This is a genomic window from Pseudomonas putida, from assembly GCF_028682455.1.
In the GTDB taxonomy this organism is placed as follows: Bacteria; Pseudomonadota; Gammaproteobacteria; order Pseudomonadales; family Pseudomonadaceae; genus Aquipseudomonas; species Aquipseudomonas putida_AA.
This window is the reverse complement of sequence record NZ_JANHLD010000003.1, coordinates 651841-675561: the sequence shown is the minus strand read 5'-3', so window position 1 is coordinate 675561 and position 23721 is coordinate 651841. Positions and strand designations below refer to the sequence as shown.

General features: G+C 60.9%; 19 protein-coding genes and 1 pseudogene. 15 read left to right on the top strand and 5 right to left on the bottom strand.

The genetic code is table 11. The features are described from left to right. Positions 1–232: 232 nt before the first annotated feature. Both NPS58_RS20305 and NPS58_RS20300 read right to left on the bottom strand, forming a co-directional pair. The gene (locus NPS58_RS20305; protein ID WP_274117081.1) at positions 233–1453 is read right to left on the bottom strand and encodes a CaiB/BaiF CoA transferase family protein; all 1221 of its coding nucleotides are present in this window, start codon (positions 1451–1453) and stop codon (positions 233–235) included. Positions 1454–1467: 14 nt separating this feature from the next. Further along, positions 1468–2649, bottom strand: coding sequence for an acyl-CoA dehydrogenase (locus NPS58_RS20300; protein ID WP_274117080.1), 1182 nt, complete (start codon positions 2647–2649; stop codon positions 1468–1470). A 160-nt stretch (positions 2650–2809) separates the two neighbouring features. Between NPS58_RS20300 and NPS58_RS20295 the strand changes: the two genes are divergently transcribed. The 4 genes from NPS58_RS20295 (at position 2810) to NPS58_RS20280 (ending at position 7033) form a co-directional block, all read left to right on the top strand. Next, entirely contained in the window at positions 2810–3736 is a 927-nt protein-coding gene (locus NPS58_RS20295; RefSeq protein WP_274117079.1) for a LysR family transcriptional regulator, read from the top strand. A 407-nt stretch (positions 3737–4143) separates the two neighbouring features. Then, entirely contained in the window at positions 4144–5265 is a 1122-nt protein-coding gene (locus NPS58_RS20290) for a Re/Si-specific NAD(P)(+) transhydrogenase subunit alpha (protein ID WP_274117078.1), read from the top strand. Between the two features lie 11 nt (positions 5266–5276). Beyond that, entirely contained in the window at positions 5277–5594 is a 318-nt protein-coding gene (locus NPS58_RS20285; RefSeq protein WP_274117077.1) for an NAD(P) transhydrogenase subunit alpha, read from the top strand. Between the two features lie 2 nt (positions 5595–5596). Beyond that, positions 5597–7033, top strand: coding sequence for an NAD(P)(+) transhydrogenase (Re/Si-specific) subunit beta (locus NPS58_RS20280; protein WP_274117076.1), 1437 nt, complete (start codon positions 5597–5599; stop codon positions 7031–7033). 88 nt (positions 7034–7121) lie between these two features. Here NPS58_RS20280 and ltrA (NPS58_RS20275) read toward each other — a convergent pair whose 3' ends face one another. Then, positions 7122–8543, bottom strand: coding sequence for a group II intron reverse transcriptase/maturase (gene ltrA / locus NPS58_RS20275; RefSeq protein WP_003253430.1), 1422 nt, complete (start codon positions 8541–8543; stop codon positions 7122–7124). Positions 8544–9130: 587 nt separating this feature from the next. Here ltrA (NPS58_RS20275) and NPS58_RS20270 point away from each other — a divergent pair. From NPS58_RS20270 to NPS58_RS20245, 6 genes and pseudogenes are all read left to right on the top strand, one after another. Then, a pseudogene (locus NPS58_RS20270) lies at positions 9131–10623 on the top strand (acetyl-CoA hydrolase/transferase family protein). A 319-nt stretch (positions 10624–10942) separates the two neighbouring features. Then, entirely contained in the window at positions 10943–11158 is a 216-nt protein-coding gene (locus NPS58_RS20265; RefSeq protein WP_274117075.1) for a DUF1127 domain-containing protein, read from the top strand. 296 nt (positions 11159–11454) lie between these two features. Beyond that, positions 11455–11772: a DUF2388 domain-containing protein gene (locus NPS58_RS20260; protein WP_274117074.1), complete on the top strand. Its 318-nt coding sequence runs from the start codon at positions 11455–11457 to the stop codon at positions 11770–11772. Positions 11773–11892: 120 nt separating this feature from the next. After that, the gene (locus tag NPS58_RS20255) at positions 11893–12186 is read left to right on the top strand and encodes a DUF2388 domain-containing protein (protein ID WP_274117073.1); all 294 of its coding nucleotides are present in this window, start codon (positions 11893–11895) and stop codon (positions 12184–12186) included. A 27-nt stretch (positions 12187–12213) separates the two neighbouring features. After that, on the top strand, positions 12214–12534 hold the full coding sequence (locus NPS58_RS20250; RefSeq protein WP_274117072.1) for a DUF2388 domain-containing protein: 321 nt from the start codon (positions 12214–12216) through the stop codon (positions 12532–12534). Further along, the gene (locus NPS58_RS20245; RefSeq protein ID WP_274117071.1) at positions 12531–14489 is read left to right on the top strand and encodes a DUF4105 domain-containing protein; all 1959 of its coding nucleotides are present in this window, start codon (positions 12531–12533) and stop codon (positions 14487–14489) included. The genes NPS58_RS20250 and NPS58_RS20245 overlap by 4 nt, the downstream gene beginning before the upstream one ends. A 3-nt stretch (positions 14490–14492) precedes the next feature. Here the strand turns inward: NPS58_RS20245 and NPS58_RS20240 are convergent, their stop codons facing one another. After that, positions 14493–14894 (bottom strand): GFA family protein, encoded by a 402-nt coding sequence (locus NPS58_RS20240; protein ID WP_274117070.1) that lies wholly within the window; start codon positions 14892–14894, stop codon positions 14493–14495. Between the two features lie 301 nt (positions 14895–15195). Between NPS58_RS20240 and NPS58_RS20235 the strand changes: the two genes are divergently transcribed. Together NPS58_RS20235 and NPS58_RS20230 are read left to right on the top strand one after the other, a co-directional pair. Beyond that, complete coding sequence (locus tag NPS58_RS20235; protein WP_274117069.1) at positions 15196–16503, top strand: CitMHS family transporter; 1308 nt, start codon at positions 15196–15198, stop codon at positions 16501–16503. 73 nt (positions 16504–16576) lie between these two features. Continuing rightward, entirely contained in the window at positions 16577–17350 is a 774-nt protein-coding gene (locus NPS58_RS20230; RefSeq protein ID WP_274117068.1) for a TerC family protein, read from the top strand. A gap of 83 nt (positions 17351–17433) precedes the next feature. Here the strand turns inward: NPS58_RS20230 and ltrA (NPS58_RS20225) are convergent, their stop codons facing one another. Further along, positions 17434–18855 carry a group II intron reverse transcriptase/maturase gene (gene ltrA, locus NPS58_RS20225; RefSeq protein ID WP_003253430.1) on the bottom strand — a complete coding sequence of 474 codons (1422 nt, stop codon included), beginning with the start codon at positions 18853–18855 and terminating at the stop codon, positions 17434–17436. A 635-nt stretch (positions 18856–19490) separates the two neighbouring features. Here ltrA (NPS58_RS20225) and NPS58_RS20220 point away from each other — a divergent pair. From NPS58_RS20220 to NPS58_RS20210, 3 genes are all read left to right on the top strand, one after another. Next, complete coding sequence (locus NPS58_RS20220) at positions 19491–21149, top strand: Na/Pi cotransporter family protein (protein ID WP_274117067.1); 1659 nt, start codon at positions 19491–19493, stop codon at positions 21147–21149. A gap of 37 nt (positions 21150–21186) precedes the next feature. Then, complete coding sequence (locus tag NPS58_RS20215; protein WP_274117066.1) at positions 21187–22566, top strand: M16 family metallopeptidase; 1380 nt, start codon at positions 21187–21189, stop codon at positions 22564–22566. A gap of 121 nt (positions 22567–22687) precedes the next feature. Next, positions 22688–23710 (top strand): DUF5924 family protein, encoded by a 1023-nt coding sequence (locus tag NPS58_RS20210; protein ID WP_274117065.1) that lies wholly within the window; start codon positions 22688–22690, stop codon positions 23708–23710. Positions 23711–23721 lie beyond the last annotated feature (11 nt).

The window sequence follows — 23721 nt, the reverse complement described above, 5'->3', positions numbered from 1 at the left end:
ACAGCGTTTCAATTCGCTGTCAACCACCTTTTTCACCGCTGCCGATCTTTCGATCGAAGCCCCTCCAGCACCACCTGAAACCGCTAACTCTTTGAAACTCAAGGAGTTTTCGGCTCCGACCACGCCGGAAGTGGGGCGAATTATAGAGAGATAAAACGGCGCGTCAAGGACTTATTTCAAACTTATGACAATAAGCCGATGACGCGCCGTTTCCATATAGAAGAGGAGGGCACTACAACACCCCAGCACCCCGCAGCCGACCAATCTCCGCTGCCGCCAGCCCCAGCACCTCGCCCAGAACCTGTTCGGTGTGCTCACCCAACAGCGGTGGCGCATTGCGATACTCCACCGGCGTCTCCGATAGCCGAATCGGGCTAGCCACCTGCGGTACCACCCCAGCCAAAGGATGTGGGATCTCGATTGCCAGACCCCGGGCCTTTACCTGGGGATCGGCAAACATCTGCGCCAGATCATTGATAGGCCCACACGGCACGCCCGCTTTTTCAAGCTGCGATACCCATTCGGCAGTGGTCTTGAATACCGTTGCCTGGCGAATCAATGGAATCAACTCTACCCGATTGGCTACGCGCTGCTTATTAGTAGCAAAGCGCGGGTCATCCGCCCATTGTGACTGACCCGCCACTTCAGCGAACTTGCGGAACTGGCCATCGTTGCCCACGGTAAGGATGAAATCACCATCGGCAGTAGGAAAGTCCTGGTACGGCACGATATTCGGGTGAGCGTTGCCAAGCCGCTTTGGCGGGTTGCCGGTCGTGAGGTAGTTCATTGCCTGGTTGGCCAGGCAGGCCACCTGCACATCGAGCAACGCCATATCGATATGCTGGCCGCCGCCATCATGGTCGCGATGGGCGAGGGCGGCCAGGATGGCCACTGTCGAGTAGAGGCCCGTCAGAATATCGGTCAGCGCAACACCAACCTTCACAGGCCCAGCGCCTTCGTCACCCTCAGGGCGCCCGGTTAGGCTCATTAGCCCACCTAGCCCCTGGATCATGAAGTCGTAGCCTGCACGCTTGGCATACGGCCCGGTCTGGCCGAAGCCGGTGATCGAGCAATAGATCAGCTGCGGGTTGATTGCCTTCAGGCTTTCATAGTCCAGCCCGTAGGCAGCCAGGCCACCCACCTTGAAGTTCTCGATGACCACATCCGACTTGGCCGCCAGCTCGCGCACCAGGCGCTGACCTTCAGGCTGAGTGAAGTCGATGGTCACTGACCGCTTGTTGCGGTTGGCCGAGAGGTAATAGGCCGCCTCGCTGGTGTTCTCGCCGTAGGCGTCCTTGAGGAAGGGTGGGCCCCAGGCGCGCGTATCGTCGCCAGTCCCCGGGCGCTCGACCTTGATTACTTCGGCCCCGAGATCCGCCAGGATCTGCCCGGACCACGGCCCGGCCAGTACTCGCGACAGATCCAGCACCCGCAGATGAGATAGCGCGCCCATGGGCTGGCTCCTTATTAATAGAAGGCCTGGATACCGGTTTGTGCACGCCCCAGAATCAGCGCATGCACGTCGTGGGTACCTTCATAGGTGTTGACCACTTCCAGGTTGACCAGGTGACGGGCTACACCGAACTCATCGGAGATACCGTTACCGCCGAGCATGTCACGCGCCAGGCGAGCGATGTCCAGCGCCTTGCCACAGGAGTTGCGCTTCATGATCGAAGTGATTTCGACCGCGGCGGTGCCCTCATCTTTCATCCGTCCTAGACGCAGGCAGCCTTGCAGGGCGAGAGTGATCTCGGTTTGCATGTCGGCAAGCTTCTTCTGGATCAGCTGGTTGGCGGCCAGCGGGCGACCAAACTGCTTGCGGTCCAGGGTGTACTGGCGAGCGGTATGCCAGCAGGCCTCAGCGGCACCCAGGGCGCCCCAGGAGATGCCATAGCGAGCCGAGTTCAGGCAGGTGAACGGGCCCTTGAGACCACGCACTTCCGGGAAGATGTTCTCTTCAGGGACAAAGACGTTGTCCATGACGACTTCACCGGTGATCGAGGCGCGCAGGCCAACCTTGCCGTGAATCGCCGGGGCACTCAGACCCTCCCAGCCCTTTTCCAGGACGAAGCCGCGGATATCGCCGGCATCGTCCTTGGCCCAGATCACGAACACATCGGCAATCGGGCTATTGGTGATCCACATCTTGTTGCCGGTCAGGCGATAGCCGCCGTCGACCTTCTTGGCGCGGGTAATCATCGAGCCCGGATCCGAGCCATGGTCAGGCTCGGTCAGTCCGAAGCAACCGATCCATTCACCGCTGGCCAACTTGGGCAGGTACTTTTGCTTGGTCGCTTCGTTCCCGAATTCATTGATAGGCACCATCACCAGCGACGACTGCACACTCATCATCGAGCGGTAGCCGGAGTCGATGCGCTCCACTTCACGGGCGATCAAGCCGTAGCACACATAGTTCAGGCCGCTGCCACCGTATTGCTCGGGGATAGTGGCGCCGAGCAGGCCGACTTCGCCCATCTCCCGGAAGATCGCAGGGTCGGTCTGCTCGTGACGGAAGGCCTCCAGCACGCGCGGGGCCAGCTTGTCCTGGGCGAACTGATAAGCGCTGTCACGCACCATGCGCTCTTCTTCAGTGAGCTGTTGGTCGAGCAACAGCGGATCGATCCAGTTGAAGCTTGCTTTACCGGCCATGAGCGAATCCTCGAAAGATGGGACCAGAGTTGTTGTGCATTGATCCTAGGCCTGATCAGCCGACGAGACAAACGAGGAATGCGCAAGCTCTTGTGATAATTTCTCACTCCGTAACACCAGCAAAGCCTTTCTTTGCGCCTTATTAGTGAGGTTGACGTACATGCGACGCAAGATCCCCAGTACCGCCGCCCTGGTATGTTTCGAGGCAGCCGCCCGCCACGAAAGCTTCACCAAGGCTTCCCAGGAACTGTCCCTGACCCAGGGCGCCGTATGTCGGCAAATCGCCGGTCTGGAAGAGTTTCTTAACGTCGAGTTGTTTCGCCGCTCGCGTCGCGGCGTAAAACTCACGGAGGCGGGGCTCTCCTATAGCCGCCGGGTCGCCGCGCAGCTCGATGCCGTGGAGCGCGACACCTTGTCGGTGATGGGGCAGCAGGGCGCCAACGTGATCGAGCTCGCCGTGGTCCCGACCTTCGGTACCCAGTGGCTGCTGCCCAGGCTCAAGGACTTCCAACTTCGCCACCCTGAAGTCACCGTCAACCTCACCAACCGCACCCGGCCATTCCTGTTTGCCGATACCAGTTTCGATGCTGCTATCTATTTCGGCGATGCCGATTGGTCAGGAACGCAGTCACATCGACTCATGGGCGAAAATCCCTTGCCTGTGTGCAGCCCGGCATTGCTGGGTGGAGCGGGGCAGCTTGCTGCCGAACAACTTGCCCAGTTGCCCTTGCTACAACAGACCACTCGTCCTTATGCGTGGCGCCAATGGTTCAACAGCCTGGACATGAACGTCCCGCGGGACATGACCGGCCCGCGCTATGAGCTATTCTCGATGCTTGCTCAGGCGGCCATGCACGAGATGGGCGTGGCGCTGATTCCACCGTTCCTGATCCAGCGCGAATTGGCAGAAGGGCGCCTGGTCGTGGCCAACCGACATGCGCTGTCGAGCATCAAGGCGTATTACCTGATGATTCCGGAGCGCAAGGTCGAATCCGCGTCGCTGCGCGCTTTTCGCGACTGGCTGGTAGCCGAAGCCGACCGCTATACCGCAGCCCATAAGGACCACAGCAACAACCTGACTCCGTAGTCAGCAAAAACTGAACCCTACAGATGTACGTAAATGTCGCAATTATCACAACTGTTTTGGCACCCCCTCAAACACCCCTTAACCCTGCTGTCCATGCGGCTTTCGCAGCATAAATCGTGTTTTTGACAGGGCATTTAGAGAATTCGGCGGAATTTTTTCAAAATTTACCGTAATCTCCCTGAAGCCCGTGCTTGGCGGGCTCCAGGCCTGTTCTTGCGACATTCGGTCACAGGGTGACTTGTAGTTTGATTACCGTCACCCTTCAAAACTGGTTGAAGCGATTCCGTAATCGCCTGCAAAATGCCGCGCCCCGCCTGAATTCGGCGGGATCGTGCTGATCGGCCGCCCCAGACGCACCATCCGCAGTGCGCTGGTTTACCAACAAAAGATCACGCAGGAGATTTGACGTGCACATTGGTGTTCCACTCGAAACGCAGACGGGCGAAACACGGGTTGCTGCAACCCCGGAAACCATCAAGAAACTGATTGGCCAGGGGCATCAGGTCACCGTCCAGAGCGGCGCCGGCATCAACGCCAGCGTTCCGGACAGTGCCTATGAAGCAGCAGGCGCCTCTATAGGCAGCGCTGCCGATGCGTTTGGTGCACAGCTGGTGTTGAAGGTCGTAGCACCCAACGACAGCGAACTGGCCCAGATCAACAACGGCACCGTCCTGGTGGGGATGCTCAATCCGTTCAACAACGAAACCATTGCCAAGATGGCTGAACGCGGCGTGACCGCTTTCGCCCTCGAAGCAGCGCCACGCACCTCGCGGGCGCAGAGCCTCGACGTGTTGTCTTCGCAGGCCAACATTGCCGGCTATAAGTCGGTGCTGCTGGCAGCCCATCACTACCCACGCTTCATGCCGATGCTGATGACTGCCGCAGGCACCGTCAAAGCCGCTCGCGTCCTGATTCTCGGCGCGGGTGTAGCGGGTCTGCAGGCCATCGCCACGGCCAAGCGCCTGGGTGCGGTGATCGAAGCCTCGGACGTGCGTCCGGCGGTGAAAGAGCAGATCGAGTCGCTGGGCGCCAAATTCATCGACGTGCCCTATGAAACCGATGAAGAACGCGAATGTGCCGAAGGTGTCGGCGGTTATGCCCGCCCAATGCCTGCCAGCTGGATGCAACGCCAGGCCCTGGCGGTGCACGAGCGCGCCAAGCAGGCCGACATCGTCATCACCACCGCGCTGATCCCAGGCCGCAAGGCGCCGACGCTGCTGAGCGCCGAGACCGTTGCGCAAATGAAGCCAGGTTCCGTGGTCATCGACCTTGCCGCCGCCCAAGGTGGCAACTGCCCGCTGACTGTCGCCGACCAGGTGGTGATCGAAAATGGCGTGACCATTGTCGGCCCGACCAACCTGCCGGCGCAGGTCGCAGCGGATGCTTCGGCACTGTATGCCCGCAACCTGCTCGACTTCATGAAGCTGCTGTTCGACAAGGACAGCCAGCTGGTGATCAACCTCGAAGACGATATCGTCGCCGCGTGCCTGATGTGCCGCGACGGCCAGATCATCCGCAAGAACGGATAAGGAGCCAGACAATGGAAGACATGCTGATCTCTCACGGCGTCTATAACCTGATCATTTTCGTGCTGGCGATCTATATCGGCTACCACGTGGTGTGGAACGTCACCCCTGCACTGCATACCCCCCTGATGGCGGTTACCAACGCCATTTCCGCCATCGTCATCGTCGGCGCCATGCTGGCCGCCGCCCTGACCGTGACACCGCTGGGCAAGATCATGGGCACCCTCGCGGTGGCCCTGGCAGCGGTCAACGTATTCGGTGGTTTCCTGGTCACCCGGCGCATGCTGGAGATGTTCAAGAAGAAAGCCGCAAAGGCTGAGGGGAAGCAGTAAACATGAGCATGAACCTGGTAACACTTCTCTACCTCGTCGCCTCGGTGTGCTTCATCCAGGCGCTCAAGGGCCTGTCGCATCCGACTTCGTCGCGGCGCGGCAACCTGTTCGGCATGCTCGGCATGGCCCTGGCAGTCATCACCACTGTCGGCCTGATCTACAAGCTGGGTGCAGAGCTGGCCACTGACGGTATCGGCTACGTGATCGTCGGCCTGCTGGTCGGCGGTACCGCCGGCTCGATCATGGCCAAGCGCGTTGAAATGACCAAGATGCCTGAGCTGGTTGCCTTCATGCACAGCATGATCGGCCTGGCCGCGGTGTTCATCGCCATTGCAGCGGTGGTCGAGCCGCAGTCGCTGGGCATCGTCTCCAGCATCAGCGACCCGATCCCGACCGGTAACCGCCTTGAGCTGTTCCTGGGCGCAGCCATTGGTGCGATCACCTTTTCAGGCTCGGTCATCGCCTTTGGCAAGCTCTCCGGCAAGTACAAGTTCCGCCTGTTCCAGGGCGCACCGGTACAGTTCGCCGGCCAGCACAAGCTCAACCTGATCCTGGGCCTGACCACCATCGGCCTGGGGCTGATCTTCACCTTCACCGGTAGCTACAGTGCCTTTGCGCTGATGCTGATCCTGGCGTTCATCATGGGCGTGCTGATCATCATCCCGATCGGCGGCGCCGACATGCCGGTGGTAGTGTCGATGCTCAACAGCTATTCGGGTTGGGCGGCGGCGGGTATCGGTTTCTCGCTGAACAACTCGATGCTGATCATTGCCGGCTCCCTGGTAGGTTCCTCCGGTGCGATCCTGTCGTACATCATGTGCAAGGCGATGAACCGCTCGTTCTTCAACGTGATCCTCGGCGGCTTCGGCGGCGCAACGGATGCCGGCGGCCCAGCAGGTGCCCAGGAGGCCCGTCCGGTGAAATCCGGTTCGGCCGACGACGCAACCTTCCTGCTGAGCAACGCCGACACCGTGATCATCGTTCCGGGCTACGGCCTGGCGGTGGCCCGTGCCCAGCACGCGCTCAAAGAACTGACCGAGAAGCTGGTCCACAACGGTGTGAACGTGAAGTACGCGATCCACCCGGTGGCAGGCCGCATGCCGGGCCACATGAACGTACTGCTGGCCGAAGCCGAAGTGCCCTACGACCAGGTGTTCGAGATGGAAGACATCAACTCCGAGTTCGGCCAGGCCGACGTGGTGCTGGTGCTCGGTGCCAACGACGTGGTCAACCCGGCGGCCAAGAACGATCCCAAGTCGCCGATCGCCGGTATGCCGATCCTCGAAGCCTTCAAGGCCAAGACCATCATCGTCAACAAGCGCTCGATGGCCAGCGGCTATGCGGGGCTTGATAACGAGCTGTTCTACCTGGACAAGACCATGATGGTTTTCGGTGACGCCAAGAAGGTCATCGAAGACATGGTCAAGGCCGTCGACTAAGCCCTTTGCGGCCTGTGATCGAGTAGGAGGCGGATTCACACCCGCCGTCCTCTCACACCACCGTGCGTACGGTTCCGTACACGGCGGTTCAGGTTACGCGGCTAAGCCGGTTAATCGTATCCAGTATCGAGACCAGCCCGAGCCGGTCCCACAGTTTCTTTGGCAGCGCGTAGTTCATATGTTGCGCTCCCGAATTCCACCATGGACCTCGGCCATTGAAGGCTGACTTGTTGGCACGCTCCTCGCTCAACCCCAGGCGCATCAAGTTTCTCAGCCTCGTGGGAGGCTGCTTCCATTGACGCCAGATGACGCAGCGGAGTTTGTGCCTGACCCAACCATCCAGTTCCTCAAGCGGCCGCTTGCTCTGGCTGAGCTTGAAGTAGCTAGCCCAGCCTCTCAGGACGGGGTTGATCCGCTCGATGACAGTCGCCATTTTGCGAGCCCGTACGCTGCGCAGCAGCATTCTGAGCCGGTCGCGTAAGCGGTCTAGGCTCATCCTTGCCACGCGCAGCCTTGGCTGCTGGTGCCAGCTTATCCCATAGCCTAGGTAGTCGCACTTCCACGCCCTTGCCACTTGGCTTTTCTTCCTGTTCACCGTCAGCTTCAGACGTTCTCTCAGGAAGCGCTCGACGCTGACCAACACCCGTTCGCCGGCCCGGGGACTGCGTACATAGATGTTCGCATCATCGGCATAACGTACGAAGCGATGGCCCCGTCGCTCCAGCTCGCGGTCGAGTTCGTCGAGCAGGATGTTCGACAGCAACGGCGAAAGCGGGCCGCCTTGCGGCGTCCCCTCCTGCCGTGGGCTGACGACACCGCCCGACATGATCCCGGCTTCAAGGTAGCGGCGGATAAGCCTGAGTACGCACTTGTCTTTGATCCGACGTTCGATGCAGGCCATGAGGATGTCGTGATTGACCCGATCGAAAAACTTCTCCAGATCGAGTTCCACGCACCAGCGGTGTCCCGCTGTCACATGAGCACGAGCCATCTCGATGGCTTGATGCGTACTTCTGCCCGGACGAAAACCATAGCTGTAGTCCGAGAACAGTGGGTCGAAGATAGGTGTGAGCTGCTGCTGCAGTGCTTGCTGGATCAGGCGATCCACGACGCTGGGGATTCCCAGTTGCCGTGTGCCGCCCTGCGGCTTGGGAATTTCAACCGCTCGCACTGCTTGGGGCTGGTATTCACCGGCCAGTAACCTGGCCTTGAGGGTTGGCCAATACTGTCTCACGTAGCCCGCCAAGTCAGCAACCGTCATGCCATCGGCACCCGGTGCTCCCTTGTTGCTGACCACGCGTTGATACGCACGTCTGAGGTTGGCCGGTGCAAGCACCCGCTCCATCAGCGTGTCCGGCTCCGCGTTCGTCCACGTCACGGACGCCGTCGATACCTTTGCACTGTCAGGCGTCACCCTCGGCTTCTGGCCGGAGCTCGGGATGACAGTTTCCGCTGTGGGAAATTTCTGCATTACGGTTACCAACGAGACGGCGACGCCTACTGGCGGCATAACCTGTTCGGCCCTTGGTGGCGCGGTTAACCGCCACTTACTACGGCTTCGGCTGACTTCTGCACGCTCATCCCGTCGCCTTTCGACGCGCGGTAGCACAATGGCAAACGTACAGATCTCCCAGGGTAATTCGCGCGACCTTCCTGCTTATGCCTGTCGGATCTACGTCACAGCGTTCCGTGCAAGTATTGGGCTTTGGCGATTTGTGCCACCTCACCCCGCTGTGCCGCCTCTATCCGCTTCCTGTTCGTCAGGCCAGCATTTTGCCTCGGGCTTCCTTCAGATTCGCGGTCACCCGCGACACCCTTGCCTCCGGCTAACACTTCCCCTTGCCGGGTGTGTAGAGGACTTTCACCTCCAAGTCACCCGCTTGGCCACCACAGCCAAGCGGGTTGCGCTTACGCGCAACGCGCCATGCCTGGCGCACACAAATAGCCCCAGCGCGGTACCGGCTGGGGCTTTTTCATGCCCGGCCAGCCGACAGAAGGCTCTAATACAGGGCTTAGCATTCGACCTTGGTCGCGGGACGGCGCGTTGCTAAAACACTAGACTGCGCATCTAGCTTTAGTAGCCCGAGATAACAATCCATGTACCGTGATCGTATCCGCTTGTCCTCCCTGCACAGCAAGGTAATGAGTGCGGCTGATGCCGCTGGCCTGATCGAGGACGGCATGACCGTCGGCATGAGCGGTTTCACCCGCGCCGGCGAAGCCAAGGCCGTGCCCCATGCATTGGCCGAGCGCGCCAAGCAGTCGCCCCTGCAAATCAGCCTGATGACTGGCGCCAGCCTGGGCAACGACCTGGACAAGCAACTGACCGAGGCCGGTGTCCTGGCCCGTCGCATGCCATTCCAGGTCGACAGCACCCTGCGCAAGGCCATCAACGACGGCAAGGTCATGTTCATCGACCAGCACCTGTCGGAAACCGTCGAGCAACTGCGCAACCAGCAACTCAAGCTGCCGGATATCGCGGTCATCGAAGCGGTTGCCATCACCGAACAAGGCCACATCGTGCCGACCACCTCGGTGGGCAACTCGGCCAGCTTCGCGATCTTCGCCAAACAGGTGATCGTCGAGATCAACCTGGCGCACAACGCCAACCTGGAAGGCCTGCACGACATTTATATCCCGACCTACCGCCCAACCCGTACGCCGATCCCGCTGGTGAAGGTCGACGACCGCATCGGCAGCACCGCGATCCCGATCGACCCGGCCAAGATCGTCGGCATCGTCATCACCGAGCAGCCGGACTCGCCGTCCACCGTCCTGCCACCGGATGACGAAACCCAGGGCATCGCCAACCACCTGATCAACTTCCTCAAGCAGGAAGTGGCCGCAGGGCGCATGACCAACCAGCTCGGCCCGCTGCAGGCAGGCATCGGCAGCATCGCCAACGCGGTGATGTGCGGCCTGATCGATTCGCCGTTCGAAGACCTGACCATGTACTCCGAAGTCCTGCAGGACTCGACCTTCGACCTGATCGACGCCGGCAAGCTGAGCTTTGCCTCGGGCAGCTCGATTACCCTGTCGACCCGCCGCAACGCAGACGTGTTCGGCAATCTGGAGCGCTACAAGGACAAACTGGTGCTGCGCCCCAGGAGATCTCCAACCACCCTGAAGTGGTCCGCCGCCTGGGCATCATCGGCATCAACACCGCCCTCGAGTTCGACCTGTACGGCAACGTCAACTCCACCCACGTCTGCGGTACGCGGATGATGAACGGCATTGGCGGTTCCGGCGACTTCGCCCGCAACGCCCACCTGGCGATCTTCGTCACCAAGTCCATCGCCAAGGGCGGTGCGATCTCGAGCGTGGTGCCGATGGTCAGCCATGTGGACCACACCGAGCACGATGTCGACATCCTCGTCACCGAGCAGGGCCTTGCCGACCTGCGCGGCCTGGCACCGCGCGAGCGCGCGCGGGTGATCATCGACAACTGCGTGCACCCGGATTATCGCGCTGCACTGAATGACTACTTCACCCGCGCCTGCGAGCGGGGCGGGCACACCCCGCACATCCTGCGCGAAGCCCTGGCCTGGCACGAAAACCTGGAAGAAACCGGGCGCATGCTCGCCAGCTGAGCCGTGCTGTAATTCAGCCGGTGATGCGCAATGCTCACCGGCTGCACAGTTGCGAACTATAAAACCGCAAAAACTGTTCTACTGTACCGGTATTTTCACCCTGGTTTTCCGCTTCAATCCCCCACCCTCGCACATAAACGCACCATTTGAGTGCTGACCAGTACAGTTACGTCTATTTAGAGTGCAACAGTGCACTTAAACAGTTAACTGGACCATCACAATGTAGATGAACTGTATCTACTGTTATGGACGACAGAGGAGGATCATTGGCATCAGTTAAATCACTACCTAATGCCGCCACAAGCGGAAGGATGACATCATGGAACGTACCCTCAGTTCCGGCCTGGTTTTCGAAAACACCGCCCAACAATCCAAGGCTGCGCTGCCACTGCGCGTACTGGCTAACCTGATGCTGTGGCAACGCCGCATCGCCAGCCGCCACCAGTTGGCCCGCCTGGACTCCCGCCTGCTGGCCGACGCCGGCATCAGCGAAGCACAACGCTACGAAGAGCTGAGCAAGCCGTTCTGGCGTTGATGCAGGGCTCGCCGGCCAAGGCCGGCACCTCGAATTCCACAAAACCCGTCGCAGGTGACTGCTGACGGGTTTTGTCGTTCAAGAGCCGCAGAATAGAGCGGCTGCGCACGCAATAGGTACAGTTTATAAAGAGTTATTTTCAACAGGTACAGTTGATAAATCTTGCTAGTATCCTGTCCAACTCACGGACGCTGATCGCGTGATACCCTTAATGCACCCAGCTTGGTAACAATAAGTAGCGCAACAAGCTGAGCGTGCGTCTGACACAAGAACCAGCCTTTTTCAGGAGATCGACCATGTTCCGTTCACGCTTTGTTGGCGCCGCACTGTTGCTGGCCCTGGCTTCCACCGCCAACGCCACTAGCTTCGTCGTGACCACCGACACCATCGTTCGCGGTGTAGCGGCTTCCACCGACGCCACCTCCGATGTGTCCTCCTCGTTCCGTGACGACAAGATCGTACGCGCCGCCCGTGACGACGCCGCCAGCTTCGTTGCCAGCCACGGCGAAATCCGCGGTGTTAAGCTCGAGAGCGCCTTCGCCCACATTCGTCAGCAGGCACCAGGCCTGCAGGCGAGTGACGCACAACTGGCCCAGGCCATCCTGGCGATCTGAGATCGCCTGATTCCGGCTTCTGGCGTGTAACAACATGCAACGAAGCCGGGCACCCTGCGCTGGTTCTTGCCAGCGCATTGGGATAGCCTTGCCGGCTGACTCACCAGCCCTACGAGACTCATGCGTTATCTGTCATTGCTGTTGCTTGTTCTCTGCTGGAGCAGCGCTGCCCAGGCACTGGACCTCACCACCAATAACCTTGTCGTCAGTGGTTACGTCACCAGCAAGGTGACCTCGGCCCCCTTCGATCGCAAACTGCTATTCGATGCTCAGGATGCTGCAGCGGCGTTTGTCGCCAGCGACGGCCAGTTGCGCGGTGCCCGATTGCAAGCTGCGTTGAATCGGCTGCGCCAGTCCAACCCTGAACTTCATGCCGACGACCTTGAACTGGCACAGGCAATTCTCGTCCAATGATTACCCCTGCTCTTCCGGAGATGCTCCATGCGTAAACCGCTGATTGCCGCCACCCTTGGCTTTTTGTTGCTGGCCGATGTAGCCCAGGCGCAAACCCTGGTGGCCACCAGCAACATCATCGTGCGCGCTTTCGGTCGTTCGATCGACTTCACTTCCGACACCACCACCTCGATTCGCGACTCCAAAGTCGTGCGCGAAGCCCGTGACGATGCCGCCAGCTATGTCGCCAGCAACGGTGAAATCCGTGGTGCCCAGCTCGAAGCCGCCTTCGATACCCTGCGCCAGCGCGTGCCTGAAGCACGCCAGGCCAGTGACCAGGTGCTGGCTGAAGCCATTCTGGCCCTGTGAAAAATCTGCGCGCCTGGCTGCTCGGCGGCCTGCTGACGCTGCTGGGCACGCCGGCGCTGGCCGGCTTGCAGCTGCACCTCAACAGTGACGGCCTGACGCCAGCACAACAGCACGCCAGCCAGGCCCTGCTCGATGAAGCCATGCAGACGCTGCCGGCCAGCTTCAAGGCGCGCCTGGACCGTCGCATCGAAGTCAGCTGGGGCACGAAGATGCCCGAAGACGCCTACGGCCAGGCTTCTCTGGTCTCCACCCTTGAGCTCAACCGCACGTTGCTGCCCGGCCTCACCGACGGCAGTGCCGCCACCCTCAAGACGGGGCGCCCCCATGGCACCGTACGCCAGGAACTGCTGGCCACTGTGCTGCACGAGCTGACCCACATCTATGACCGCGCGCGCCTCTGGCAAGGCCAGGACCGGCGCCTGATCACCCAGTGCACCCGCCATTTGAGCAGCCAGGGCAAGGTAGGCCTGCCGGAGCAATGTCGCGGCCAAACCGAACGCCGCTTCACCCTGAGCGATGATCCGCGCCTGCTCGACCTCGCGGGCTGGCAGCAATATGTAGGCAGGCGAGGGGAACGCGAACAACACAACCGCCAGGTGGCCCGCAGCCCTGATAGCTACGAGCTGAGCAGCCCCAAGGAATTCATCGCGGTCAACATGGAGTATTTCCTCCTCGACCCGAGCTTCGCCTGCCGCCGGCCAGCCCTGCAGACCTACCTCAAGGCACACTTCGACTGGGCACCGGAGCATCCGGCATGTCCACAGGCCTTGCCTTTCCTCAACGCTGGCAACGATTTCGCCAAGGCACCGCTGGGTGAAATCGACCCCGAACGCGTCTACGCGGTGGACTACTTGCTGGCCGAAGCCAACCAGAACTGGGTCAGCCGCTGGGGCCACAGCATGCTGCGCCTGGTGATCTGTGCCCCCGGTCGGCCACGCGGACCCGATTGCCGTCTCGACCTGGACCAGCACCTGGTGCTGTCATATCGGGCGTTCGTCAATGATGTGCAACTGTCGAGCTGGGACGGTCTGACAGGCGCCTATCCATCGCGCCTGTTCGTGCTGCCACTGGCACAAGTGATCGACGAGTACACCAAGACCGAGCTGCGCAGCCTGGCCTCGATCCCCCTCAAGCTGGGTCGCACCGAGCTAGAAAGCCTGGTTCGCCAAGCGGCGGAAATGCATTGGAGCTATGACGGCAACTACTACTTCCTGTCCAACAACTGTGCGGTGGAAACCCTCAAGTTGCTGCGCAGCGGCACCGCCAACCCACGCCTGACCGACCTGGACAGCATCATGCCCAACGGCTTGCTGGAAGTGCTGCAAGGTCGCGGCCTGGCGGATGTCAGCGTCCTCGACGATCCACGCGAGGCATTGCGCCTGGGCTACCGCTTCGACTCCTACCGCGACCGCTACCAGGCCATGTTCCTGGTTCTCAAGCAGCAATTGCCGATTCCCCAGAACAGTGTCGAGTCGTGGCTGGAGCAATCTGCCGAACAACGCCAGCAGTGGTTCAAGCAAGCCGATCTGCGCACCAGTGCAGCCTTGCTCCTGCTGGAGCAAGCCAGCCTGCGCCGCCAGCTGCTGCTGGCCCAGGACGAGGTCAAGCAACGCTACCTGACCGGCCGAACCGAGAACGATGCCACCGTGGCCAAGGCCAATGGCACCTTGCAGCAGATTCTTGCCAACAGCGGCTTTCTCAGCCGTCCGGCAGAGCTGCTTGGTACCCAGGGCTACGGCTTGCCGCAAGCAAGCGAACGTACGCAGTTGATCAGCGAGTCCAGCCAGCGGCAAAAACAGCTGCAAGCACTCAGCGCCGATCTCGACAAAGAAGTACGCGCACTGCTCGGCCCGGCTCGCGCCGCGGAAATCGCCGCTGTGGAGGCCAACATCAAGCAGGTCGGTGAGCATCTGCGCGCCCTGCACAAGGCGGCTGGCGGCCTGCAACTTCCCTGACGACTACAGGGTTTCGTGCGGCTCTCCTGGCAGGTGCTCATCCAGGTGCAGCCAGGGTAGGCGGCTGTCGGTCCAGATATGCCGCTTGGGCTGGGCCAACTCCGGATTGTCCAGGGTAGTGACGGTGATATCGATTGTCTCAGGGCTCAAGTCGGTGGTCAGTGCCACATGAGCCCCACACCGGCTACAGAAGTACCTCACGCAGCTGGGTGAGGAATCGTAGCGCTGCGGCGTACCGCCGAGCCATTGGAAGTCAGTGCAGGGGCGGGTCACCCAGGTGATCAACAAACCACCGCTGACCTGTCGGCAAACCGAGCAATGACAGTGGGCAACGTCGGTCAATGGTCCTCTGATCTGATAACGCAGGGCGCCGCAATGGCAGCCACCTTCATACGTTTGGCTCATCGCATCCTCCTCCCCGGCCATTGGCCGATAGCAAACAATGCACCTCTCGTCACCTTTGGGCCAGCGAAAGCTGGCTGAAAGCTTGTCGATTTAGGATGAATCCCACTTCCGGCACAGACCGGTCAGTCAGAGCGTCTGATTTTTCCACAGTCGCCTGGCCCAATTAACAACAACAATGGTGATTCTGATGTTCGCTTTCAACCGCCTCCCCGCTGCACGCCCTCCGCTATTCCACGCGCCGCGCCTCGCGCGCTGATCCGCCCGACCCGTTTATTCGACGCGATACGCCTGGAGTACTCCCATGCTGACCTTCCTCGGCTTTGCCATGGTCATCACCTTCATGTACCTGATCATGACCAAGCGCCTGTCGGCCTTGATCGCCCTGATTCTGGTGCCGATTCTGTTCGCCCTGTTTGGCGGTTTCTCGGGCGATATCGGCCCGATGATGCTGCAAGGCATCACCAAGCTGGCCCCGACCGGGGTCATGCTGATGTTCGCCATTCTGTACTTCGGCCTGATGATCGACTCCGGCCTGTTCGATCCAGCCGTGCGCAAGATCCTCAAAATGGTCAAGGGTGACCCCCTCAAGGTCTCGGTGGGTACCGCCGTGCTGGCCCTGGTCGTGTCACTGGATGGCGACGGTGCCACCACTTACATGATCTGCGTGGCCGCCATGCTGCCGCTGTACGCCCGCCTGGGCATGAGCCCGCGGATCATGGCGGGCCTGATCATTCTGGCCGGCGGGGTCATGAACATGACCCCCTGGGGTGGCCCGACCGCCCGCGCGGCCAGCGCCCTGCATGTCGACCCGTCGGACATCTTCGTGCCGATGATCCCGGCCATGCTTGCCGGTGTCGTGGCGATTCTTGCCATCGCCTACATGTACGGCAAACGTGAGCGCACACGCCTGGGTGAACTGCACCTGCCGGGTGACGAAATCGATCACAGCGAAATCAGCGTGTCGCAGTTCCCCGATGCGCGCCGGCCGAAGATGATCTGGTTCAACGGCGCCCTGACCGCCGCCTTGATGGTCGCGCTGATCGCCGGCCTGCTGCCGCTACCGGTGCTGTTCATGGTTGCTTTCAGTATCGCCATGATCGTCAACTACCCCTGCCTGCAAATGCAGAAGGACCGCGTCGCAGCCCACTCCGGCAGCGTACTGGCCGTGGTTGGCCTGATCTTCGCCGCCGGTATCTTCACCGGTATTCTCTCGGGTACCGGGATGGTCGAGGCGATGTCCAAAAGCTTGCTGGCAGTGATTCCAGACGCCCTGGGCCCTTACCTGGCGGTGATCACCGCCATCGTCAGCATGCCGTTCACCTTCTTCATGTCCAACGATGCTTTCTACTACGGCGTCCTGCCGGTACTCTCCGAAGCAGCCAGCCACTACGGAATCTCGCCGGTGGAGATGGCCCGCGCGTCGATCGTCGGCCAACCCGTGCACCTGCTCAGCCCGCTGGTACCCTCTACCTATCTGTTGGTGGCCCTGGCCGGCATCGAGTTCGGCGATCACCAGCGCTTCACCCTGAAGTGGGCAGTGCTGGTCTGCCTGTGCATAATGCTCGCCGCGCTGCTCATGGGAATTTTCCCACTGTTCAGCAGCCTATAAATCAACGGATTCACCCAATCGCAGTGGCGCTCCTTGCCCGGGCGCCCTGCATATACCGCACGAAGGAATACACATGGAATGGCTGACCAGCCCAGAGATCTGGGTTGCCTTTTTTACACTGACGGCCCTTGAGATTGTTCTCGGCATCGACAACATCATCATGATCTCGATCCTGGTCAGCCGCATGCCCAAGCACATGCAGCAGCGCACCCGGATTTTCGGCCTGGCCCTGGCCATGGTCACCCGTATCCTCCTGCTGCTGTCGATCACCTGGGTCATGCGCCTGACGGCCGATCTGTTCGTGGTGTTCGACCAGGGTATTTCCGGTCGCGACCTGATCCTGTTCTTCGGTGGCCTGTTCCTGCTGTGGAAAAGCTCCCAGGAGATCTACCACGGCCTGGAAGGCGAGGACGAGACCCACGAAGAGCCAACCGGCAAAGGTGGCAAGTTCCTCTACACCATCATCCAGATCGCCATCATCGACATCGTGTTCTCCCTGGACTCGGTGATCACCGCGGTCGGCATGGTCTCCCACGTACCGGTGATGATCGCCGCAATCGTCGTGGCCGTGCTGGTCATGATGCTCTGCGCAGGCGCCATCAGTAACTTCATCGACAAGCACCCGTCGCTCAAGATGCTGGCCCTGTCGTTCCTGATCGTGGTCGGTACCGTCCTGATCGCCGAAGCGTTCGAAGTGCATGTGCCAAAGGGCTATGTCTACTTCGCCATGGCCTTCTCGCTGGCGGTCGAGGCCATCAACATCAAGATGCGCACCGCCATGGCCCGCAAGCGGAACCAGGAACAGGGCGAGCCGGTGAAACTTCGCAAGGACATTCCGGGTCAGTAACCTGGAGCGTCAATCGAGTAGGAGGCGGATTCACACCCGCCGTCCTCTCACACCACCGTGCGTACGGTTCCGTACACGGCGGTTCAGGTTACGCGGCTAAGCCGGTTAATCGTATCCAGTATCGAGACCAGCCCGAGCCGGTCCCACAGTTTCTTTGGCAGCGCGTAGTTCATATGTTGCGCTCCCGAATTCCACCATGGACCTCGGCCATTGAAGGCTGACTTGTTGGCACGCTCCTCGCTCAACCCCAGGCGCATCAAGTTTCTCAGCCTCGTGGGAGGCTGCTTCCATTGACGCCAGATGACGCAGCGGAGTTTGTGCCTGACCCAACCATCCAGTTCCTCAAGCGGCCGCTTGCTCTGGCTGAGCTTGAAGTAGCTAGCCCAGCCTCTCAGGACGGGGTTGATCCGCTCGATGACAGTCGCCATTTTGCGAGCCCGTACGCTGCGCAGCAGCATTCTGAGCCGGTCGCGTAAGCGGTCTAGGCTCATCCTTGCCACGCGCAGCCTTGGCTGCTGGTGCCAGCTTATCCCATAGCCTAGGTAGTCGCACTTCCACGCCCTTGCCACTTGGCTTTTCTTCCTGTTCACCGTCAGCTTCAGACGTTCTCTCAGGAAGCGCTCGACGCTGACCAACACCCGTTCGCCGGCCCGGGGACTGCGTACATAGATGTTCGCATCATCGGCATAACGTACGAAGCGATGGCCCCGTCGCTCCAGCTCGCGGTCGAGTTCGTCGAGCAGGATGTTCGACAGCAACGGCGAAAGCGGGCCGCCTTGCGGCGTCCCCTCCTGCCGTGGGCTGACGACACCGCCCGACATGATCCCGGCTTCAAGGTAGCGGCGGATAAGCCTGAGTACGCACTTGTCTTTGATCCGACGTTCGATGCAGGCCATGAGGATGTCGTGATTGACCCGATCGAAAAACTTCTCCAGATCGAGTTCCACGCACCAGCGGTGTCCCGCTGTCACATGAGCACGAGCCATCTCGATGGCTTGATGCGTACTTCTGCCCGGACGAAAACCATAGCTGTAGTCCGAGAACAGTGGGTCGAAGATAGGTGTGAGCTGCTGCTGCAGTGCTTGCTGGATCAGGCGATCCACGACGCTGGGGATTCCCAGTTGCCGTGTGCCGCCCTGCGGCTTGGGAATTTCAACCGCTCGCACTGCTTGGGGCTGGTATTCACCGGCCAGTAACCTGGCCTTGAGGGTTGGCCAATACTGTCTCACGTAGCCCGCCAAGTCAGCAACCGTCATGCCATCGGCACCCGGTGCTCCCTTGTTGCTGACCACGCGTTGATACGCACGTCTGAGGTTGGCCGGTGCAAGCACCCGCTCCATCAGCGTGTCCGGCTCCGCGTTCGTCCACGTCACGGACGCCGTCGATACCTTTGCACTGTCAGGCGTCACCCTCGGCTTCTGGCCGGAGCTCGGGATGACAGTTTCCGCTGTGGGAAATTTCTGCATTACGGTTACCAACGAGACGGCGACGCCTACTGGCGGCATAACCTGTTCGGCCCTTGGTGGCGCGGTTAACCGCCACTTACTACGGCTTCGGCTGACTTCTGCACGCTCATCCCGTCGCCTTTCGACGCGCGGTAGCACAATGGCAAACGTACAGATCTCCCAGGGTAATTCGCGCGACCTTCCTGCTTATGCCTGTCGGATCTACGTCACAGCGTTCCGTGCAAGTATTGGGCTTTGGCGATTTGTGCCACCTCACCCCGCTGTGCCGCCTCTATCCGCTTCCTGTTCGTCAGGCCAGCATTTTGCCTCGGGCTTCCTTCAGATTCGCGGTCACCCGCGACACCCTTGCCTCCGGCTAACACTTCCCCTTGCCGGGTGTGTAGAGGACTTTCACCTCCAAGTCACCCGCTTGGCCACCACAGCCAAGCGGGTTGCGCTTACGCGCAACGCGCCATGCCTGGCGCACACAAAAAAGGGCCCTTCGGGGCCCTTTTTTTCATCCGTCTTCATGACGGTTTTGTTTCAATGCCTCTGTCGGCTATGCGATGCTGGCGCCAAGGCATTCAGCCGACTACAGCTTAAGTGAGCACTGGGAAAAATCGCCTGTCATCAGGCCAGGCTCACAGCATCATCCATTTGCCCCGCTGGGGCGCGCTCAACAGGGGGCCTGTTCAATGCTGACCCTGCTCAATCTGCTTTCCGCCGTGGCGCTGCTGATCTGGGGCACCCACATCGTGCGTACCGGGATACTGCGGGTATATGGATCGAACCTGCGGCGGGTATTGAGCCAGAACATGTCCAAGCGACCGCTGGCATTCGTGGCCGGGATCCTGGTGACTGCCATGGTGCAGAGCAGCAACGCCACGGCGATGCTGGTGACCTCGTTCGTGGGCCAGGGCCTGATGTCCCTGACCCCGGCGCTGGCAATCATGCTCGGCGCCGATGTCGGTACCGCCTTGATGGCCCGGGTGCTGACCTTCGACCTGTCCTGGCTTTCACCCTTGCTGATCTTCCTCGGGGTGATCTTCTTCCTGTCTCGCAAGCAAACCCGCGCCGGGCAGTTGGGCCGTGTCGGTATCGGCCTGGGCCTGATCATCCTGGCCTTGCAGTTGATTGTCGAAGCCGCGGCACCGATTACCCAGGCCCAGGGCGTGAAGGTGCTGTTCGCCTCGCTGACCGGCGACATTCTGCTCGACGCCCTGGTCGGCGCCCTGTTCGCCCTGATTTCCTATTCCAGTCTGGCCGCCGTTCTGCTGACCGCGACCCTGGCCGGCGCCGAGCTGATCAGCCTGCCGGTGGCCATTGGTTTGGTCATTGGCGCCAACATCGGCAGCGGCCTGCTGGCGTTCCTCAGCACCAGCATGCAGAACGCGGCAGGGCGCCAGGTGGCCCTGGGTAGCCTGCTGTACAAGTTGATCGGCCTGATTCTCATCATTCCTGTGCTCGACCCGCTGGTGAAGTGGATGGATACCCTGACCTTCAGCGCCCAGGAACTGGTGATCGGCTTCCACCTGCTCTACAACAGCTTGCGCTGCCTGGTCATGCTGCCGACCGTCACCCCGATGGCCCGCCTGTGCAGCTGGCTGCTGCCGGAGCGCGCAGAAACCAATGGCCGCGCTCGTCCACGCCACCTGGACCCGGCAGCCCTCGGCACCCCCAGCCTGGCCCTGGCCAACGCAGTGCGCGAAACCCTGCGCATGGGCGACTTGATCGACAACATGCTCGAAGCCATGCAAGGCGTACTGCGCGGCACTCAGACAGCCATGACCCAGCAGGTCCGCAGCCTGGGCGAGGATGTCGAGGCCCTGAACAACGCCATCAAGCTGTACCTGGCACAAATGCCCCGCGAAGACCTCAGCGACCAGGACAGCAAGCGCTGGGCGGAAATCATCGAGCTTGCCATCAACCTCAAGCTGGCCAGCGACCTGATCGAACGTATGCTGCGCAAGGTGCAGCAGCAAAAGACGTCTCAGCGACGGGAGTTTTCCGACGTTGGCCTGGAGGAGCTGGCCGGGCTGCACAGTCAACTGCTCGCCAACCTGCGCCTGGGCCTGTCGGTATTTCTGAGCGCCGACCCGGAAAGTGCCCGCCAGCTACTGCGGGAAAAGCGCCGCTTCCGCGCCCAGGAGCGGCGCCTGGCCCACGCCCATGTCAGCCGACTGCAACGTAAAGTGGTGCAAAGTATCGAAACCAGTGCCTTGCACCTGGAGCTGATAGCCGATATGAAACGATTGAACTCCTTGTTCTGCAGCAGTGCCTATGTCGTATTGGGTGGTTCCGATACCGGTGGCCTGCTGCTCGACAGCGTGCCGGATGATGCCCATTCACCTTGACCTGCGCCCCTCAAGCACTCCCGCAAGGAAGCTCGCCATGCGTTGCCTGATGTTCCTGTGCCTGCTGTTAGGCACCTTGCCCGCCTTTGCGCTCGACCGCTCGCAGGTCGAGGGCTACCTGCTGCCCAATGGACTGCAGGTACTGCTCAAATCGGGCTATGAGCGCAACCATGTGTCCATTCGCCTGGTGGTTGGCGTTGGCTTCGACGACTTCCCCTGTGAACAGCAAGAACTGCCGCACCTGCTGGAACACCTGCTGTTCAGTGGGATCGACGAGAGCGGGGAAGGCGGCCTCGAGAAACGCATGCAGGCGCTGGGCGGTGAATGGAATGCCTATACCAGCAGCGCCGACACCACGTTCGTGATCGAGGCCCCCGCCCGCAATCAACGCAAGGTGCTCGACCTGTTGCTGGCGGTGATCAAGGACACCGAGATCGATGAAGACGACCTGGCGCTGTCGAAACGGATAGTAGAGCGCGAGGACGGCGGACATTACACCCATCTGCAACGCTGGCTCGACCGCCAGGACATCGGCCACCGCTCCAGCGATCAGCTGGCGGTGGAGCTGGGGCTCAAATGCGCCGAACGCTCGTCGATCGACGAGATGACCCTGGAGCAAGTCAACAACCTTCGCCAGCACTGGTATGCCGCCAACAACATGAGCCTGATTGTGGTCGGCGGCCTTGACCGGTTGCTGCCCGCCTACCTGGAACGCTCCTATGGCGAACTCACACCCGCCGAACCGGGCGAGCGCCGGGCACTGGACGGCGTCACACAAAAAGCCGAGACCCGCCGCGAGCTGGACCGGGGCTGGCTCGGCGACAGTGCAAAACTGCATTGGCTGTTTCTGGAGCCGGTACTGGACAACGACCACGGCCAGACCTTCGACCTCCTGCAACGCTACCTCGACTGGGCGTTGTACGAAGAACTCCGCCTCAAGCACGGTGTGTCCTACGGGCCGTACACTCAACGGGAAACCTTTGGCGACACCGGCGTGATGAGCCTCAATGCCGACCTGGACCGCGCCGACCTCAAGGAAGCCGAACAGGCCCTGGGTAACATGCTCGATCGATTGCGCAAGAACGGCCTGGACCCGGCCACCTTCGCGCGGATCAAACAAGCGGCAATCGATCGCGAGGCCTGGACGACGCAGGGCAACTCGGCCCTGGCAGATTACTACTGGGGGGCGCTGAACGATTACCTCGACGGCCGCTTCTCCGACCCGGCGCGAACCCTGCGCCGAGTCAGCCTGGAGGATGCCAACCAGGCCTTGAAGCAACTGCTGGCCAAACCTGGGTACGTGCGAGTCGAGCGACCGCTGATCAGCTACAACGAGCTGTATGGGTTGATAGCACTGGGATTGGGGCTGATCCTGGCGGGCATCCTCCTGTGGATAAAACACCGCAGGCAACGGTAGGAGCGGGCTTGCCCCGCGTTCGCTGCAACAAATCAGAATGCCATCGCCGGCAAGCCCGCTCCTCCGGGGAATGGGTTAAAATCCTGTAAGCGTTTATTACCTCACCCTGCGAACCCCTCTAATGCCTCAGTATCTCCAGCGCTTGATCGAGCTGATCAAGCGCTATCCCGGCGTAATCGCCCTCGGCGGTTTCATCTCCGGTATTGCCAGTTTCATGCTGGTTGACCGCCAGGAAAGCCTGGCCAGCTGGATCGCCATCGTCATGCTGATCAGCTGGATCTGGCTGATGATGGAAAACACCTTCACCCAATTGTTCACCAAGGTCTTCAAGCGCGAGATTCCCCAGCCGCTGCTGCGCTATGCCACGCAGATGATTCATCAGGAAAGCCTGTTCTTCGTCTTGCCGTTCTTTTTCGTCACCACCACCTGGAACAGCGGCCAGCTGGTCTTTACCGGCTTGCTGGGGGCCGCCGGGCTGATCTCGATCATCGACCCGCTGTATTACAAATGGCTGGCGCCACGGCGCTGGCTGTTCCTTGCGCTGCATACCCTGACCTTGTTCGCCGCACTGCTCACCGCGCTGCCGATCATCCTGCACCTGACCACCTCGCAGAGCTTCAAGCTGGCACTGGGCATCGCCATGCTGTTGTCGTTCCCAAGCCTTGCCAGCAGCTTCCCGATCAGCCACTGGCGACGCGGTGTGATGCTGGTGGTGATGACCCTGGCCGTCGGCGCCAGCGGCTGGATGCTGCGCTCCTGGGTACCACCGGCAACCCTGTGGATGGCCGAAGTGGCGGTCAGTACCCAGGTCGAGAACCGCACCCCCGGCAAGAGCCTCGAGGAAATCAAGGCCAGTCAGATCCGCAGCAGCGGCCTCTACGCCTTTACGGCCATCAACGCGCCGCGCGGGCTGAACGAGCGCATCTACCATGTGTGGCAGTTCGACGGCAAAGAAGTCGACCGCATTGCTCTGGATATTCATGGCGGGCGCAAGGAAGGCTACCGGGCCTGGACCCACAAGCAGAACTTCCCTGGCAATCCGGTGGGCCGCTGGCAGGTGAGGGTGCTGACCGAGGATGGCCAGGTCATCGGCGTGCTGCGCTTTCGTGTGATTGACGATGGTCAAGCAACCGCGAGCCAGTAACGCTATGCTCT

Bases quoted from the DNA above. Each gene is read 5' to 3' on its own strand.
- NPS58_RS20305 (WP_274117081.1), bottom strand. From the start codon at position 1,453: ATGGGCGCGCTATCTCATCTGCGGGTGCTGGATCTGTCGCGAGTACTG.
- NPS58_RS20300 (WP_274117080.1), bottom strand. From the start codon at position 2,649: ATGGCCGGTAAAGCAAGCTTCAACTGGATCGATCCGCTGTTGCTCGAC.
- NPS58_RS20295 (WP_274117079.1), top strand. From the start codon at position 2,810: ATGCGACGCAAGATCCCCAGTACCGCCGCCCTGGTATGTTTCGAGGCA.
- NPS58_RS20285 (WP_274117077.1), top strand. From the start codon at position 5,277: ATGGAAGACATGCTGATCTCTCACGGCGTCTATAACCTGATCATTTTC.
- NPS58_RS20280 (WP_274117076.1), top strand. From the start codon at position 5,597: ATGAGCATGAACCTGGTAACACTTCTCTACCTCGTCGCCTCGGTGTGC.
- ltrA (WP_003253430.1), bottom strand. From the start codon at position 8,543: ATGCCGCCAGTAGGCGTCGCCGTCTCGTTGGTAACCGTAATGCAGAAA.
- NPS58_RS20265 (WP_274117075.1), top strand. From the start codon at position 10,943: ATGGAACGTACCCTCAGTTCCGGCCTGGTTTTCGAAAACACCGCCCAA.
- NPS58_RS20260 (WP_274117074.1), top strand. From the start codon at position 11,455: ATGTTCCGTTCACGCTTTGTTGGCGCCGCACTGTTGCTGGCCCTGGCT.
- NPS58_RS20255 (WP_274117073.1), top strand. From the start codon at position 11,893: ATGCGTTATCTGTCATTGCTGTTGCTTGTTCTCTGCTGGAGCAGCGCT.
- NPS58_RS20250 (WP_274117072.1), top strand. From the start codon at position 12,214: ATGCGTAAACCGCTGATTGCCGCCACCCTTGGCTTTTTGTTGCTGGCC.
- NPS58_RS20240 (WP_274117070.1), bottom strand. From the start codon at position 14,894: ATGAGCCAAACGTATGAAGGTGGCTGCCATTGCGGCGCCCTGCGTTAT.
- NPS58_RS20235 (WP_274117069.1), top strand. From the start codon at position 15,196: ATGCTGACCTTCCTCGGCTTTGCCATGGTCATCACCTTCATGTACCTG.
- NPS58_RS20230 (WP_274117068.1), top strand. From the start codon at position 16,577: ATGGAATGGCTGACCAGCCCAGAGATCTGGGTTGCCTTTTTTACACTG.
- ltrA (WP_003253430.1), bottom strand. From the start codon at position 18,855: ATGCCGCCAGTAGGCGTCGCCGTCTCGTTGGTAACCGTAATGCAGAAA.
- NPS58_RS20220 (WP_274117067.1), top strand. From the start codon at position 19,491: ATGCTGACCCTGCTCAATCTGCTTTCCGCCGTGGCGCTGCTGATCTGG.
- NPS58_RS20215 (WP_274117066.1), top strand. From the start codon at position 21,187: ATGCGTTGCCTGATGTTCCTGTGCCTGCTGTTAGGCACCTTGCCCGCC.
- NPS58_RS20210 (WP_274117065.1), top strand. From the start codon at position 22,688: ATGCCTCAGTATCTCCAGCGCTTGATCGAGCTGATCAAGCGCTATCCC.